Origin of the sequence: Amycolatopsis sp. NBRC 101858 (genome assembly GCF_030269325.1) — a bacterium.
In the GTDB taxonomy this organism is placed as follows: Bacteria; Actinomycetota; Actinomycetes; order Mycobacteriales; family Pseudonocardiaceae; genus Amycolatopsis; species Amycolatopsis ponsaeliensis.
In genome coordinates this window covers 942,809-957,872 of the sequence record NZ_BSTD01000003.1, presented here as the reverse complement: position 1 = coordinate 957,872, position 15,064 = coordinate 942,809, and the positions used below count along the sequence as shown (strand labels likewise).

Sequence of the window (15,064 nt, the reverse complement as noted above, 5' to 3'; positions counted from 1 at the left end):
CCGGGTACTTCCATAGTGCCGGAGGCGGCACGGAGTTGACCAGGTCATCCGGCCCTGACCCTGCTTTCGTCGGTGCTCAGGCGGCCGCGGTGAGGTCGTAGACGGTCACGCCGTCCACCGTCGTCGACTGGTAGGTCGACGCCACCCACTCCGCGATCTGCTGGGCCGCGTCCGAGCCGGTGCTGCCCTGCATCGTCATGCCGTCGCCGAGGAAGTAGTGGATCCGGCCGGCGGCCACGTACTGCTGGAACTGCTCCAGCGTCGGATACGGGTCCGTGCCGTTGAACCCGCCGACCGCCATCACCGGTGCACCGCTCGCCAGCTGGTACCCGGCGGCCGCGTTCGACAGGACCGTCGCCGCTGTCCAGGTGTAGCGGGACGCGTCCTGCTGCAGCAACGCCGTGAGGGACGCGCCGGGCAGTGTCGTCGAAAGCAGGGAGCCCGGGCCACCGCCGCGACCGCCGCCGAAGCCGCCGGGCCCACCGGCGCCGCCGCGGAAGCCGCCGAAGCCCGACGACGGGCCCGCGGACGGGATCGCGCCCGAGTGCGTCGTCGCCGCGGTCGCCAGCGTGTACGCGCCCGTGCCGGACAGCAGCACGACCAGCCCCAGGACCGCGACCGCCGAAGCCGCCCAGCGGGTCAGGTGGGCGGCGAAGAACAGCCCCACCGCCGCCAGCAGCCCGCCGACCAGCACCGCCGGGGCCAGCCACGGCTGCCACGACGATCCCGACAACAGCAGGTACGCGGTGAGCGCGGTCAACGCCACGCCGCCGCTGAGCAGGCCGGACGCCGACGGGCGCGCCCGCAGCCGCCACAGCTGGACCGCCGCCGTGCCGACCAGCGCCGCGATCGCCGGGGCCAGCGCGACCGTGTAGTACGGGTGGATGATCCCGCCCATGTAGCTGAAGACCAGCGCCGTCACCAGCAGCCAGCCGCCCCACAGCAGCAACGCCGCCCGCGACCGGTCGGTGCGCGGGGCGCGGCGGGTGAACCACAGGCCGGCGCCCAGCGCGAGCAGCGCCGCCGGGATCAGCCACGCGATCCCGCCCGCCATCTCGCTGCCGAACAGCCGGGTCAGGCCGGTCGAACCCCAGCCGCGCCCGCCTCCGCCGCCGACGCTGCCCACCTCGTCACCGGTGATCCGGCCGAAGCCGTTGTAGCCGAACACGAGCTCCCACAACGAGTTCGTCTGCGACCCGCCGATGAAGGGCCGGTCGGCCGCCGGCCAGAGCGCGACGACCACGAGGTACCAGCCCGCCGCGGCCACCGTGGCGGCGAGCGCGCCCAGCAGGTGCAGCAGCCGCTTGCCGAGCGACACCGGCGCCGCGACGAGGTACGCCACCGCGAATGCGGGCAGCACCAGGAACGCCTGCAGCATCTTGGCCAGGAAGCCGAACCCGACCGCGACGCCGGCCAGCGCGAGCCAGCGCGGGCTCGCCTTCTCGAGCGCGCGGACCACGCAGTAGGCACCCGCGACCAGCAGCAGCACGAGCAGCGCGTCCGGGTTGTCGAAGCGGAACATCAGCGCGGCGGCCGGGGTCAGGGCGAGCACCAGGCCCGCGACGAGCCCGGCGGCCGGGCCGGAGGTGCGCTTGACCGTCGCGTGCAGCAGCCAGACCGAGCCGACGCCCATCAGCGCCTGCGGCACGAGGATGCTCCAGGCGTTGACGCCGAACACCCGCGCCGACAGGCTCATCACCCAGAGCGCGGCCGGGGTCTTGTCCACGGTGATCGCGTTCGCCGCGTCGCTGGAGCCGAAGAACAGCGCCTTCCAGCTCTCCGAACCGGCCTGGGCGGCCGCGGAGTAGAACGCGTTGGCCCAGCCGGAAGCGCCGAGGTCCCACAGGTAGAGCACGGCCGTCCCGAGCAGCAGGACGGCCAGTGCCGGACGGTGCCAAGTCCGAGGAGCGGGCGGCGAGGGAGTCACGACGGTTTCGCGTGACGCGAGTGCGGCTTTTCGGGGGTTCCGGGTGGCGGAGCCCCCGGCCCGGGGCGAAGCCCCGGATGTCACAGCGGTCATGAGATCAGCTTCCGGTTTCCAGCTGGGGCAGCGTTGTGCCGATGCTGTGCACGCGCTGTGCGGGCACGGCCACCGGCAGGCGCACCGCGAACTCCGTCCGGCCGGGGCGGCTGTGCACCTCGATCGTGCCGTGGTGGGCGACGACGACGGCGCACGCGATCGCCAGCCCGAGCCCGGTGCTGCCGGCGATGCGGGAGCGGGACGAGTCGCCGCGGGCGAACCGGTCGAAGACGTCCGGGAGCAGGTCCGGCGCGATGCCGGGCCCGTCGTCGGTCACCGTGAGCACGGCGCTGCCGTCGGCCGAACGGCCGAGCGAGGTCGTCACCGTGGTACCCGGCGGGGTGTGCGTGCGGGCGTTGGCCAGCAGGTTCGCCAGCACCTGGTGCAGCCGCTGGACGTCGCCGAACACGAGCACCGGGTCCGGTGGCAGCTCGAGCAGCCACCGGTGCTCGCGCCCGGCGACCCGGGCGTCGCCGACGGCGTCGGCGACCAGCCGGGTGAGGTCGAGGTCGCGCACGTCCAGCGGGCGGCCGGAGTCGAGCCGCGCCAGCAGCAGGAGGTCCTCGACGAGCGCGCTCATCCGGACGGCCTCGGACTGGATCCGGTCCATCGAGTGCGCGACGTCCGGCGGCACCAGCGCGCTGCCGCGGGCGGCCAGCTCGGCGTACCCGCGGATGGCGGCCAGCGGCGTCCGCAGCTCGTGGCTGGCGTCCGCGACGAACTGGCGGGCACGCAGTTCGCTGCCGTGGCGGGCTTCCAGCGCCTGCGCGACGTGGCCGAGCATCAGGTTCAGCGCCGAGCCCACCTGGCCGACCTCGGTGCGCGGGTCGGTGTCGGGCTCCGGCACGCGGATGGACAGCGCCACCTGGCCGCGGTCGAGCGGCAGCTCGGAGACGCGCCCGGCGGTGGCCGCGACGCGCTCGAGCGGCCGCAGCGTCCGGCGGACCGCGAACGCGCCGAGGAAGGCCGCGCCGAGCACGCCCGCGGCGGCGACGCCGAAGAGGATCAGCCCGACGGTGACCAGCGTGTCGGTGACCGGCTTCATCGGCAGGCCGGTGACCACGACTGCGGACGTCCCGGTGACGGGCAGCGCCATCAGGCGGTACTCACCGAGGTCGTCGAACGACAGGGTGTGCGGCCGGCCGTCGGTCGGCACCGAGAGCATGACGGCCTGCTGGGCGGTGGTGAGCTTCAGCCGCGAGCCGTGCTCGGAGATGCTGTCGTCGTGGACGAGCTGCCGCCCGTCGAAGGTGCCGCTCACCGTGCCGACGTTCTGCCCCAGCGGGTGTTCGCCCACCTGGCCGTCCGGCTGCGGACCGCCGCCCTCGGGGTGGGTGTTGCTCGCGAAGGCGAGCGAGCGCGTCGCCGCGGCGGACAGCTGCTGGTCGATCTGGCGGGTGAGGAACAGGTCGAGCGCGAACTCGCTGACGACGCCGACGATCAGGCACACCACGGTGAGCAGCACGACCATCGAGCCGGTCAGCTTCGCGCGCAGCGAAAGGCGCCCCCGGCGGGGGTGCGGTGCAACGGTTCGCGCGGCCATGGGTAGAGCGTCCGTCCGCGCCGTGTGTGCGGGTTGTGTGCTGCCTGTGAGGCGGCTGTGCGGTGACCGGCCGGTCGCGGTTGTCCGGTTCCTCCGGTCACAGGAACGGCTGACGGCAGGCACAGTCCGCGCACAGCCGGCCGCTCCACCGTGGATCGCACCGAAGGATTCTCGTCAAGGAGCACACCATGACCACACCGCAGGCACCGTCCACTCCGGACCAGACGTGGGGCGCGGCGCCCGCACCGGGAACGCCGCCGCGGCCGGGCCGGACGCCGGGCAAGAAGATCGCGGCGGGCGCCGTCGCGGTGGCGATCGTGGCCGGCGGGGGAGCGGCGATCTGGGCCGCCTCGTCGTCCTCGGCGTCGACGGACACGCAGGCCGGGCCGGGCGGCATGCAGGGCGGCCCGGGCGGGATGCAGGGCGGCGCGGGCGCATTGGGTTCGGCGCTGCACGGCGAGTACGTGTCGTCGGACGGAAACGGCGGCTACGTCACGAAAATCATGCAGACCGGCGAAGTGACGGAGCTGAGCGCGACGTCGCTGACGGCGAAGAGCGACGACGGGTTCTCGAAGACGTACACGATCACCTCGGCGCAGGCGACGGGCCTGGCGACGGGAGACACGGTGACGGTGGTGGCGACGGAGTCGGGTTCCACGGCGACGGCGACGTCGGTGACCGACGGCGCGGCCGGCGGCCAAGGCCAGGGGCAGATGCCGGGTGGCGGCCAGGGAACCCCGCCTTCGGGAGCGCCGACGCAGACCGGCTGACCCGGGGGCGGCCCCGGGGTCAGCGGCGGTCGTAGTCGACCGCGACCTCCGGGGTCGTCGCGTGGGCGCGGCACGTCAGGATCCGGCCCGCCGCCACGTCGTCCACGGTCAGCGCGTAGCGGACGTCCATGTCGACCTGGCCCTGGCGCAGCGTCGCCAGGCACGTGCCGCACGCTCCGCCCGTGCACGAGTACGGCACCTCGAACCCGGCCCGCAGCGCCGCGTCCAGCACCGTCTCGCCGGCTTCGGCCGGGACGCACGTCGTCGTCCCGCCCAGCGTCACCGCCACCTGGGCCGGCCTGCCCGCCGGGTCGCGCAGGGGTGCCGCGCCGCGGAAGAGTTCGAAGTGGACGTTCTCGTCCGGGACGTCCGCGTCGGCCAGCGTCCGGCGGGCCAGGTCCGTCAGGCCGCGCGGCCCGCACAGGAACCACTCGTCGACCTTCGCCGGGTGCAGGCGGTTCTGCAGCAGCGCGCGCAGCCGCGTCCCGTCGAGCCGGCCGCGCTGGTACCGCTCGTGGGAAATCGCCAGTGCCTCGCCGACCGTGTCGAACTGCCGGGGCCGGTGCGCGTGCAGGTCCGGGTCGCGCTCGTCGGTCCGGTAGTGGACGACGTGCAGCCGTCCGCCGAAGCCGTCGGCGAGGGAGCTCAGCTCGCGGGCGAAGAGCGTCGTCGCGCCCGAAGTGTTGACGTACAACAGCGTCGCGCGGCTGTGCGGCTCGGCGGTCAGCGCGCTGACCACGATGGACAGCACCGGCGTGATGCCGCTGCCCGCGGCCAGCGCGACGTAGTGCGCGGTCCGCGACGGATCGGGTGTGAGCGTGAACCCTCCCGACGGCGGCAGCACGTCGAGGAAGTCGCCCACGGCCAGCGTCGTGGTCGCGAACCCGGAGAACGCGCCGCCCGGCCGCCGCTTCACCGCGATCCGCAGCTCACCGGACGACGCGGGCGCGCAGATCGAGTACGTCCGGCGCACCGGCTGCCCGTCGAGCACCGTGCGGACGGCCACGTGCTGACCCGGGAGGAACCGGAACTCGCTCGCGAGCTGCGGCGGGACGTAGAAGGTGATCGCGACGGCGTCCGCGGTCAGCGGGCTGATCTCGCGCACCCGCAGCCGGTGGAACCGGCTCGGCCCGAGCGGGGGCGAGGCCGGCGCGGGCACGGCGACGTCGGGTTCGGTGTCCAGGCCCGCAGTCACCCGGTACTCCTCCGCGGTCAGGTCCCGGCCCCAGGCGGTGCCGATCGGGACGTCGTGGGCCAGGTAGGCCTCGCGGTTCTCCAGCCAGACCCGCCGGTACCGGTGGAACGGCACGGCCGGGTGCAGGTGGTGCACCAGGTGCAGGTTCTGCGCCAGCAGCACCGGGGTGAGCAGCCGCTCGAGGCCGACGCGCACGCGGGTGGTGCCGAACCGCCCGCGCGGCCCCTCGGCGGGCAGGCCGTGGTGCGGCAGCCAGCCGAACGACCAGGCGAGCAGGCCCAGCCCCAGCCGCTGCGGCAGCAGGTACACGAACAGCAGCTCGAGGCCGTGGCCGGCCGAGACCAGCGCCACCGCCGCCGACAGGGCCGCGGCCAGCACCACCAGCGTCTCGGCGAGCTCGTGCGGGGGCCGCGACCGCAGCCGGGCGAAGTAGCAGCGCGCGTAGGAGAAGTCGAGGGTGAGCCAGCGCAGCGGGAGCTGCCAGCGCGGGCCGCGGGTGGTCCAGGCGTCCGGGTCGGCGTGGACCGGCGCGTTGGTGTGGCGGTGGTGTTCACCGTGGACGTACCGCAGCGAGGGGAACGACGCGTACGCCGCGACGAACGGGACGGCCAGCCGGCCGAGCACTTCGTTGACCCACGTCAGCTTCCCGGCCGCGTGGTGCGCCGACTCGTGCACCACCGTGTATATCACGAACGTGACGAGGGTGTTCAGCACGACGGTCACCACCGGCGGCACGAGCCCGGCGAGCAGCAGCCAGGTCGCGGTGCCCCACAGCGCGGCGCCGCCGGCGAACAGCAGCAGGGCCGGCACCGAGACGGCGGGCAGCGCGATCCGGGGCGCAGGCACCGTGCGGGCGGTGGCCGGCCCGGTCGCGGGCGCCGCCACTGTGACGGAACCGTGCGGCTCGGTGACGGCGACGGACATCGAGCGGTCTCCTCGGTCGAGAAGCTCCTGGTCAGGCGGGAGTCACCGTAGACAACTCCGCCAGGTTTGTAAACGTTGTAGCAGGCTTCGAAAAAAGGTGTCGGCCAGCGGAACGGAACCGGTGGGTAAGCTCGCCGTGTGAAGGCGGTCACCCACCCGGTCCCGGCGCGTACCCGGGAGAAGCTGCTGGCCGCGGCGGCCGACGTCATCCACGCCGACGGCTGGGCCGCCGTGACGATGGGCAAGCTGGCCGCGCAGGTCGGCGTCAGCAGGCAGACCGTCTACAACGAACTGGGCTCCAAGGCCGAGCTCGCCAAGGCCCTGATGCTGCGCGAGACCGACCGCTTCGTCGAGCGGGTGGACGCGGACGTCGCCGCGCACCCGGACCACCCGGTCGACGGCGTCACCGCCGCGTTCCGGCATACGCTCGAGGCCGCCCGCGCCAACCCGCTCCTCGAAATCGCGCTCGGCGGCGCGCAGGGTGGCCGCGACGACTTCCTCCCGCTGCTCACCTCGCAGCCCGAGGCGGTGCTCGGGCGGGCCGTCGACGCCGTCGCGGCCGTCTTCGCGCGGGCCTACCCCGGGGTCCGGCTGACGCCGTCGGAGTGGGCGGTCGCGGTCGAGGCGTTCATGCGGCTGCTGCTTTCCCACCTGGTGCAGCCCAGCGGCTCGGCCGAGCACGCGAGCGGCCAGATGCGCTGGGTGATCGGCCGGATGCTCGGGTCGTGACGCCGGTCCGGGGAGACGGGCGCGCCCCGGTGACGCCGGTCCGCGGATCGGTCGTGCCGCCGCAGGTGGCCCCCGCCCCGGCGGCGCAGGCCCCTGGCCTAGACTCGGACGTCCCGGTCTGCAGGTGACCGGGGCCATTTCCGCTGGATTGTCCACCACAATCGTTACCGCTCGAGGAGAAGACCTTGAAGAGCACCGTCGAGCAGCTGAGCCCGACGCGAGTAAAGATCAATGTCGAGGTGCCGTTCGACGAGTTGAAGCCGAACTTCGACCGCGCCTATCGCAAGATCGCCCAGCAGGTGCGCATCCCGGGCTTCCGGCCCGGCAAGGCGCCCGCTCGCGTCCTGGAAAGCCGGATCGGGCGCGGCCCGGTGCTCGACGAGGTCGTCAACGAGGCCATCCCGGCCAAGTACATCGAGGCCGTTCGCGAGAACGAGGTCCGCACCCTCGGGAACCCCGAGTTCGACGTGACCAAGCTCGAAGACCGCGACGTCCTGGAGTTCACCGCCGAGGTCGACGTGCGCCCGGAGATCGAGCTGCCCGACCTCGAAGGCTTCGCGGTCACCGTCGACGACGTCGAGCTGACCGACGCGGAGGTCGACGAGCAGCTCGACGAGCTGCGCGCCCGCTTCGGCACGCTGACCGGCGTCGAGCGCCCGGCCGAGACCGGCGACTTCGTCTCGATCGACCTGGCCGCGACCGTCGACGGCGAGGCCGTCGAGGAGGCCGCCACCACCGGGCTGTCCTACGAGATCGGCTCCGGCCAGCTCGTGGACGGCATCGACGAGGCCATCGTCGGCGCGAACGCCGGCGAGACCAAGACGTTCACCACCCAGCTGGTCGCCGGCGAGCACGCCGGCAACGACGCCGAGGTGACCGTGACCGTCCAGTCGGTCAAGCAGCGCGAGCTGCCCGAGGCCGACGACGAGTTCGCCCAGATGGCGAGCGAGTTCGACACGATCGAGGAGCTCAAGGGCGACCTGCGCGATCGCCTCGGCCGCGTCAAGAAGATGCAGCAGGGCGTCCAGGCCCGCGACAAGGTGCTCGACGAGCTCCTGGAGCGCACCGAGGTGCCGATCCCGGAGAAGGTCCTCGACTCCGAGATCGAGAACCGCAAGCACGACGCGATCCACCCGTTCGACCACGACGAGGCCCAGTTCGCGCAGGCGCTCGAGGCCGAAGGCCGCACGCTGGAGGAGTTCGACGCGGAGACCCGCACCGAGTCGGAGAAGGCCGTCCGCACGCAGCTGCTGCTGGACACCATCGCCGACAAGGAAGAGGTCTCGGTCAACGACGGCGAGCTGACCGAGCGGATCATCTACCAGGCCCAGCGCTTCGGGATCAGCCCGGACGAGTACGTCCAGCGCGCCCAGCAGTCCGGCCAGCTGACCGCGATCTACGCCGACGTCCGCCGCGGCAAGGCGCTCGCCTCCGTGGTCCGGAAGGCGACCGTCACCGACGGCTCGGGCGCCACGGTGGACCTCTCGGAGCTGTTCGGCTCCGACGAGCCGGCCGCCGACGAGGCACCCCAGGAGACGCAGGTCACCGACGAGGCGGCGAAGACTCCGGCGGAGTGAAGCTGTGAGCGAACTTGGGCGGTGTCAGGCATTCTGCACCGCCCAAGTTCGTTAGGGTCGGATACAAGATCTCAAGCATCTGAAACGACAGCGGCGGCCGTCAGCACCGGGCCGCTGCCGGCGAAAAGGCAGGCAGACGTGACGCAGCACATGCCCGAGGCGCGGACCGGCACCGCAGGGCTCACCCTCACCGACTCGGTGTTCGAGCGGTTGCTCCAGGAGCGCATCGTCGTCCTCGGTTCCGAGGTGAACGACGAGATCGCCAACCGGATCACCGCGCAGCTGTTGCTGCTCGACGCCGACGACGCCGAGTCGGACATCCGCTTCTACATCAACTCGCCGGGTGGCTCGGTCACGGCCGGGTTCGCCATCTACGACACCATGCAGCTGATCCGCCCGGACGTCGCGACCTACGCGATGGGCATGGCGGCCTCGATGGGGCAGTTCCTGCTCTCCTCGGGCACGCCCGGCAAGCGCTACTCGCTGCCGCACGCGCGGATCCTGATGCACCAGCCGTCGGCGGGTGTCGGCGGTACCGCGTCGGACATCGCGATCCAGGCGGACCTGTTCAACAAGTGGAAGCGCGAGCTGGCCCAGATCACCGCGGACCAGACCGGGCAGACGGTCGAGCAGATCATCGCGGACGGCGACCGCGACCGCTGGTTCACCGCCCAGGAGGCGAAGGACTACGGGTTCGTCGACCACGTCCTCACCCGCGACATCGCCCGTCCGGCCTCGAACTGAGCCGAAGCACCAAGGAGACTTCCATGAGCAACTTCAGGCTCCCGGGTGACTTCCGGGCACCTTCCGTCCCCCAGTCGCGGTACATCCTCCCGTCGTACGTCGAGCGCACCAGCTACGGCGTCAAGGAGTCGAACCCGTACAACAAGCTGTACGAGGAGCGCGTCATCTTCCTCGGCGTGCAGGTGGACGACGCGTCGGCCAACGACGTGATGGCCCAGCTGCTGCACCTCGAGCACGAGGACCCGGACCGCGACATCCTGATCTACATCAACTCGCCGGGTGGCTCGTTCACCTCGCTGATGGCGATCTACGACACCATGCAGTTCGTCCGCCCGGACATCCAGACGTACTGCCTCGGCCAGGCCGCCTCCGCGGCCGCGGTGCTGCTGGGGGCCGGTACCCCGGGCAAGCGCTACGCGCTGCCCAACTCGCGGGTGCTGATCCACCAGCCCGCCACCGAGGGCACCTACGGCCAGGTCTCCGACCTGGAGATCCAGGCGAACGAGATCCAGCGGGTGCGGCGCCAGATGGAGGTCATCCTGGCCAAGCACACCGGCAAGGACGCGGACCAGATCCGCAAGGACATCGAGCGCGACAAGATCCTGACGGCCGACGAGGCCAAGGCGTACGGCATCATCGACGAGGTGCTGCCGTACCGGAAGGCGTCGGCTCTGTAGATCCGCCAGGCCGGTGTGTGTCGAGGAGACGACATACACCGGCACTCTGGTTTAAGGTCGTCCTCTGACGTGCTCCCGGCGCCTGTGGGTGTTCCCGCCCACGGCATCGGACGGGTACCGTCAGTGGCAATGCGTGAGGCTCCGCTCGGTCGTTTCGAGACCGGGGGTCGCACCGTCGCAACACACGTCAGGCGCGGAAACCCGCGCCGGAGGGGACGAGGTCAACGGCCATGGCACGGATCGGTGACGGCGGAGACCTGCTGAAGTGTTCTTTCTGTGGGAAGAGCCAGAAGCAGGTGAAGAAGCTCATTGCCGGCCCCGGGGTCTACATCTGCGATGAGTGCATCGACCTCTGCAACGAGATCATCGAGGAGGAGCTGGCCGAGGCCGGCGACGTCAAGCTCGACGAGCTGCCCAAGCCCGCCGACATCCACGAGTTCCTCGAGCAGTACATCATCGGGCAGAACGATGCCAAGCGGACCCTCGCGGTAGCGGTCTACAACCACTACAAGCGGATCCAGGCGGACGACAAGGCCGGGCCGAAGGACTCCAAGGAGGAGTCGGTCGAGCTGGCCAAGTCGAACATCCTGATGCTCGGCCCCACCGGGTGCGGCAAGACCTACCTGGCGCAGACGCTGGCGAAGCTCCTGAACGTCCCGTTCGCGATCGCGGACGCCACGGCGCTGACCGAGGCCGGGTACGTCGGCGAGGACGTCGAGAACATCCTGCTCAAGCTCATCCAGGCGGCGGACTACGACGTCAAGCGGGCCGAGACCGGGATCATCTACATCGACGAGGTCGACAAGATCGCCCGCAAGAGCGAGAACCCGTCGATCACCCGGGATGTCTCGGGCGAGGGTGTCCAGCAGGCGCTGCTGAAGATCCTCGAGGGCACCACCGCCTCGGTGCCGCCGCAGGGCGGCCGCAAGCACCCGCACCAGGAGTTCATCCAGATCGACACGACGAACGTGCTGTTCATCGTGGCCGGCGCGTTCGCCGGGCTGGAGAAGATCATCAACGAGCGGGTCGGCAAGCGTGGCCTCGGCTTCGGCGCGGAGATCCGCACCAAGTCCGAGATCGAGGAGAGTGACGTCTTCTCGGACACCATGCCCGAGGACCTGATCAAGTTCGGGCTGATCCCGGAGTTCATCGGCCGGCTCCCGGTCGTGGCGACGGTCAACCACCTGGACAAGGAATCGCTGGTCAGCATCCTCACCCAGCCGCGCAACGCCCTGGTGAAGCAGTACAAGAAGCTCTTCGAGATGGACAACGTCGAGCTCGAGTTCACCAAGACCGCGCTCGAGGCCATCGCCGACCAGGCGGTCCTGCGCGGGACCGGTGCCCGCGGGCTGCGCGCCATCATGGAAGAGGTGCTGCAGCCGGTCATGTACGACATCCCGAGCCGCGACGACGTGGCGAAGGTCGTGATCACCGAGCAGACCGTCCGGGAGAACGTGAACCCGACGATCGTCGCCCGGCAGCCGACACGGCGCACGCGCAGCGAGCGCGGCGAGAAGTCGGCCTGAGGCCGGGCGTCTCCGGGCCACCCGGCCCGGAGACCCGACAGGAAAGCTGAATGACTGCTGACTCTATGCCGGTCACCGGCGGGGGCACCGCTCCCGCCGGTGGCGTGCAGGCACCGCCGCCACCCGAACCGGCGCCGGTGCCCGGCGGCCCGGTCCTCGGGTTCCGCGAGCTGAGCGAACGCGTCATCGCGTCCGTGTTCGACCGGTACCCGTGGCTGAACCGGGTGCTGATGGGCGTGCTGGCCGTGTGCGCCGGCACGTGCGTCGTGGCCGTGGTGGCCCGGCTGTCGCCGTTGCCGCTGATCCCGGTGCCGCTCTTCGTCCTCGCGGGGTACGCGCTCTGGCGTGCCCGTGGGGTCACCGAGCGGCGTCCGCTGGTCAACTGGGTGCTGTTGTTCGGCGTCGCGACCCTGGTCGGTTTCTGGCTGATCTCCGTCGTCGGCCGATGGGTGGAGTGAACTTCCGCCGTCCGAGGGGTTTGCGCGCGGCCGTCTCCGGGTAGCAAGGTCCCGTGGTAGGTGCCCTGAGACCGTTTCGGCATCCGGCACTGTTCTACCGCGGTGACAGTGAGTATCTGGCCGGCGTCGTTCCGTTCCTGCTCGAAGGTCTCGACCGGGGTGAACCCGTCGCCGTCGCCGTTCCCGCGCGGAACCTCCGGCTCATCGAGAAGGCCCTGGAAGAGCGGGCGCGTGAAGTGCGGCTGACCGACATGTGCCGGGTCGGCCGCAACCCCGGTGCGATCCTGCCGACGGTGCTGCTCGCGTTCGCCGGCGAGCACGTGGGCCCGGTGCGGATCGTGGCGGAGCAGATGTGGGGTGACCGCACCGGCGCCGAGTACCCCGCGTGCGTGCTGCACGAGGCGCTCATCAACCAGGCGCTCGCCGGGCGGGACCTGGCGGTGCTCTGCCCGTACGACACCGCGGCGCTGCCGCCGGAGGCGCTGGCCGACGCCGAGCGCACCCACCCGGAGGTGTGGGGTCCGGCCGGGCCGTTCGTCAGCGCCCGGTTCGACCCGGCCGGCGCGCACGCGGACTTCATGCGGCCGCTGGACCAGCCGGCGGCCGCGGTCGAGCGGAAGTTCGACCTGGGGCAGCTGGGCTCGTTGCGCGGGTTCGCGGAGATCTGGGCCGCACGCCACGGCCTGCGCCGCCCGAGACGCGACGACTTCACCCTGGCGATCGCGGAGCTGACGACCAACAGCGTCCTCTACGGCGGCGGCGCGGGCGTGCTGCGGTTGTGGGCGGACGAGCGTCAGGTGGTCGGCGAGGTCACCGACTCGGGCACGATCACCGAGCCCCTGGCCGGCCGGATCCCCCCGGCCGCGGCGGCCCTGGGCGGCCGCGGCCTGCTGCTGGTGAACCGCCTGGCGGACCTGGTCCGCACGTACTGGATCCCAGGCCGCACGACGACCCGGGTCCACTTCACCTGCTGATCCCGCGTACCCGGACGGTCGGCTCGCGTACCTGGACGGTCGGTTGGCGTACCTGGACGGTCGGCTCACGAACCGACCCTCTGGGTACGCGAGCCGACTCTCCGGGTACGCGAGCCGACCCTCTGGGTCAGTCCTTGCGGGGGACGTGCTTGCCGAGGAAGCTGATCACGCTCGGCACCACCGTCCGGTTGAACGGGTCGCCGTGCTTGCCGTGGGCCGTGTGGGCGACCGCCGGGTGGGCCGCCTCGATGTAGCGGCGGACGCCCGTGATGAACGAGTCCTCCGTGCCGCACCAGATGCCGTTGGCCACGCTCTTCGTCTCGTCGATGTGCTTCAGCGGGTCCAGCGCGGTCCAGTCGTTCAGGCCCGTGAAGATGTGCCGCTTGGCCATCTCCTGCCAGGACAGGATCAGCGCCGGGGCCAGCGTCGCGACCGCGGCCGGCGGCTGGCGCCGCTCCACCCGGCGGCGCGTGTACACCAGCGCGCCGAACCCGCCCATCGAGACGCCCGTGCAGGCGAACGGCTGCCCGGTCTCGCCGGCGAACCCGCGGGCCCGCAGCCACTGCGGGACCTCCTCCAGCAGCATCGCCATCGGGTCGTCGCCCGGGTGGACCTCGTGCCAGTAGTTGTCGCCGCCGTCGACGGCGACGAAGCCGAACGCCGGGACCGCCTTGCGCGCGACGTCGCTGGAGAGCTGCTTGAGCGTGCCGGTCGGGGCCGCGCTGCGGGCGTTGCCGTGCAGGCCGTGCAGCATCAGCGACATCGGCAGCCCCTTCGGCGGGGTCTTCGACGGCAGGATGAACACCAGGTCGACCATCCGGCCGCGGGCCTGGGAGTAGACGCGTTCGACACGGGTGCTGCCCAGCTGGGTCGTCGGGTTCGACGACGTCACGCCCAGCGTCCGCTGCAGGGCCTGGCTGAACGGCAGCTTGCCGGTCGCGGTGCCGAGGGCCAGGCCGCCCACGGCCAGCCCGGACGCGCCCGCGATCAGCACCGAGCGGCGGCTGAGCCACCGCCGCGCGTCGCGGACCGCCGCCGCTCCCACCGGGAGCTGCGGCTCGGCCTCGCCGCGATCCCCGTTTTCCTCGTTCACCTGTCTCCGTCCCCCGCCTGCTGCTCCTAGGACGCCGCGCACCCGCTCCGCGTTCCCCTCACGTCCCTGTCCGCCGGGTTAGTCGTTCTCACCCTGCCCGGCGTTTCGGGTTCTCGCTCGCCAAGTCGCCCTCGCGGCCTCGGTCGAGTGTTCCGCCCGCTCCACAGTGTCCCCGAGACCCACCGCCATGGTGATCCCCAGGGGTATCAAAATGTGCTCTATTCCCTGCTCACCGGCGCCGAAGTGCCCGGATGCCTCAAGTGTGACGAAGCCGTGCAGCGCGCTCCACAGCTGGGCGGCCGCCTGGTACTTGTCGGCGGGCCGGAACCGGCCGGCCTCGATGGCCCGCTCGGTCGCCCGGACGATGTGCTCGAACGCCTCCAGGCCCTCCTGAGCGGCTTCGCGGCCTTCCTCGGTGGTCAGGTCGGACAGGGTCGCCCGCTTGCCGCCGGGCGCGGACTGGCCGAACGTCACCGCGAACAGCTGCGGCTGCTCGGCGACCGCCTGCCGGTAGGTCCGGGCGAGGCTGAAGATGTCCGCCACCGGGTCGTCGGTCTCGCCGACCCCGGCGAGCCACGCGCTGAGCTTCAGGAACCCCGTGCGCGCGACGTCGTCGACCAGCGCGGCCATGCCACCGAAGTGCGTGTAGACGGCCATCGTCGAGACACCGACCTCCGCCGCCAGCTTGCGGGCCTGCAGGGCTTCGGGGCCGCCCTCGGCGAGCAGCCGGATGGCGGCCTCGACGAGCCGCTCCTTGACGTCGTTCGCGCGCGGTTTCGGGCTCATGCTTGCCAGTATCTCATAACCCTGTTATAAATTGAGCTATAACCGAGT

The 15,064-nt window shown here is 71.7% G+C and carries 13 protein-coding genes; 8 read left to right on the top strand and 5 right to left on the bottom strand.

The genetic code is table 11. The features are described from left to right. Nucleotides 1-76 precede the first annotated feature (76 nt). Together QSK39_RS27645 and QSK39_RS27640 are read right to left on the bottom strand one after the other, a co-directional pair. Nucleotides 77-1,927, bottom strand: a complete 1,851-nt coding sequence (locus QSK39_RS27645; RefSeq protein WP_285480920.1) for an ArnT family glycosyltransferase — start codon at nt 1,925-1,927, stop codon at nt 77-79. Nucleotides 1,928-2,024: 97 nt separating this feature from the next. Further along, the gene (locus QSK39_RS27640) at nt 2,025-3,563 is read right to left on the bottom strand and encodes a sensor histidine kinase (RefSeq protein WP_285480729.1); all 1,539 of its coding nucleotides are present in this window, start codon (nt 3,561-3,563) and stop codon (nt 2,025-2,027) included. A gap of 188 nt (nt 3,564-3,751) precedes the next feature. On the opposite strand from QSK39_RS27640, the gene QSK39_RS27635 reads away from it, so the two are divergent. Further along, nucleotides 3,752-4,333 (top strand): hypothetical protein, encoded by a 582-nt coding sequence (locus tag QSK39_RS27635; protein WP_285480728.1) that lies wholly within the window; start codon nt 3,752-3,754, stop codon nt 4,331-4,333. Between the two features lie 19 nt (nt 4,334-4,352). Here the strand turns inward: QSK39_RS27635 and QSK39_RS27630 are convergent, their stop codons facing one another. Then, a complete protein-coding gene (locus QSK39_RS27630; RefSeq protein WP_285480727.1) occupies nt 4,353-6,452 on the bottom strand; it encodes a fatty acid desaturase in 2,100 nt (699 codons plus the stop codon). 138 nt (nt 6,453-6,590) lie between these two features. On the opposite strand from QSK39_RS27630, the gene QSK39_RS27625 reads away from it, so the two are divergent. The 7 genes from QSK39_RS27625 to QSK39_RS27595 all read left to right on the top strand — a co-directional run bounded on the left by QSK39_RS27625 (nt 6,591) and on the right by QSK39_RS27595 (nt 13,137). After that, the gene (locus tag QSK39_RS27625) at nt 6,591-7,181 is read left to right on the top strand and encodes a TetR/AcrR family transcriptional regulator (RefSeq protein WP_285480726.1); all 591 of its coding nucleotides are present in this window, start codon (nt 6,591-6,593) and stop codon (nt 7,179-7,181) included. Nucleotides 7,182-7,366: 185 nt separating this feature from the next. Further along, a complete protein-coding gene (tig, locus tag QSK39_RS27620) occupies nt 7,367-8,758 on the top strand; it encodes a trigger factor (RefSeq protein WP_285480725.1) in 1,392 nt (463 codons plus the stop codon). Nucleotides 8,759-8,896: 138 nt separating this feature from the next. Further along, the gene (locus QSK39_RS27615) at nt 8,897-9,502 is read left to right on the top strand and encodes a ClpP family protease (RefSeq protein WP_284742091.1); all 606 of its coding nucleotides are present in this window, start codon (nt 8,897-8,899) and stop codon (nt 9,500-9,502) included. A 23-nt stretch (nt 9,503-9,525) separates the two neighbouring features. After that, nucleotides 9,526-10,179 carry an ATP-dependent Clp protease proteolytic subunit gene (locus tag QSK39_RS27610; RefSeq protein WP_285480724.1) on the top strand — a complete coding sequence of 218 codons (654 nt, stop codon included), beginning with the start codon at nt 9,526-9,528 and terminating at the stop codon, nt 10,177-10,179. Between the two features lie 230 nt (nt 10,180-10,409). Further along, on the top strand, nt 10,410-11,705 hold the full coding sequence (clpX, locus tag QSK39_RS27605; RefSeq protein ID WP_155545639.1) for an ATP-dependent Clp protease ATP-binding subunit ClpX: 1,296 nt from the start codon (nt 10,410-10,412) through the stop codon (nt 11,703-11,705). A gap of 50 nt (nt 11,706-11,755) precedes the next feature. Continuing rightward, nucleotides 11,756-12,163 (top strand): hypothetical protein, encoded by a 408-nt coding sequence (locus QSK39_RS27600; protein WP_285480723.1) that lies wholly within the window; start codon nt 11,756-11,758, stop codon nt 12,161-12,163. 53 nt (nt 12,164-12,216) lie between these two features. Continuing rightward, nucleotides 12,217-13,137, top strand: coding sequence for an anti-sigma factor RsbA family regulatory protein (locus tag QSK39_RS27595; RefSeq protein ID WP_285480722.1), 921 nt, complete (start codon nt 12,217-12,219; stop codon nt 13,135-13,137). Between the two features lie 127 nt (nt 13,138-13,264). Here the strand turns inward: QSK39_RS27595 and QSK39_RS27590 are convergent, their stop codons facing one another. After that, nucleotides 13,265-14,230, bottom strand: coding sequence for an alpha/beta hydrolase (locus QSK39_RS27590; RefSeq protein ID WP_285480721.1), 966 nt, complete (start codon nt 14,228-14,230; stop codon nt 13,265-13,267). A gap of 78 nt (nt 14,231-14,308) precedes the next feature. Next, nucleotides 14,309-15,016, bottom strand: a complete 708-nt coding sequence (locus tag QSK39_RS27585) for a TetR/AcrR family transcriptional regulator (protein ID WP_285480720.1) — start codon at nt 15,014-15,016, stop codon at nt 14,309-14,311. Between the last annotated feature and the right edge of the window lie 48 nt (nt 15,017-15,064).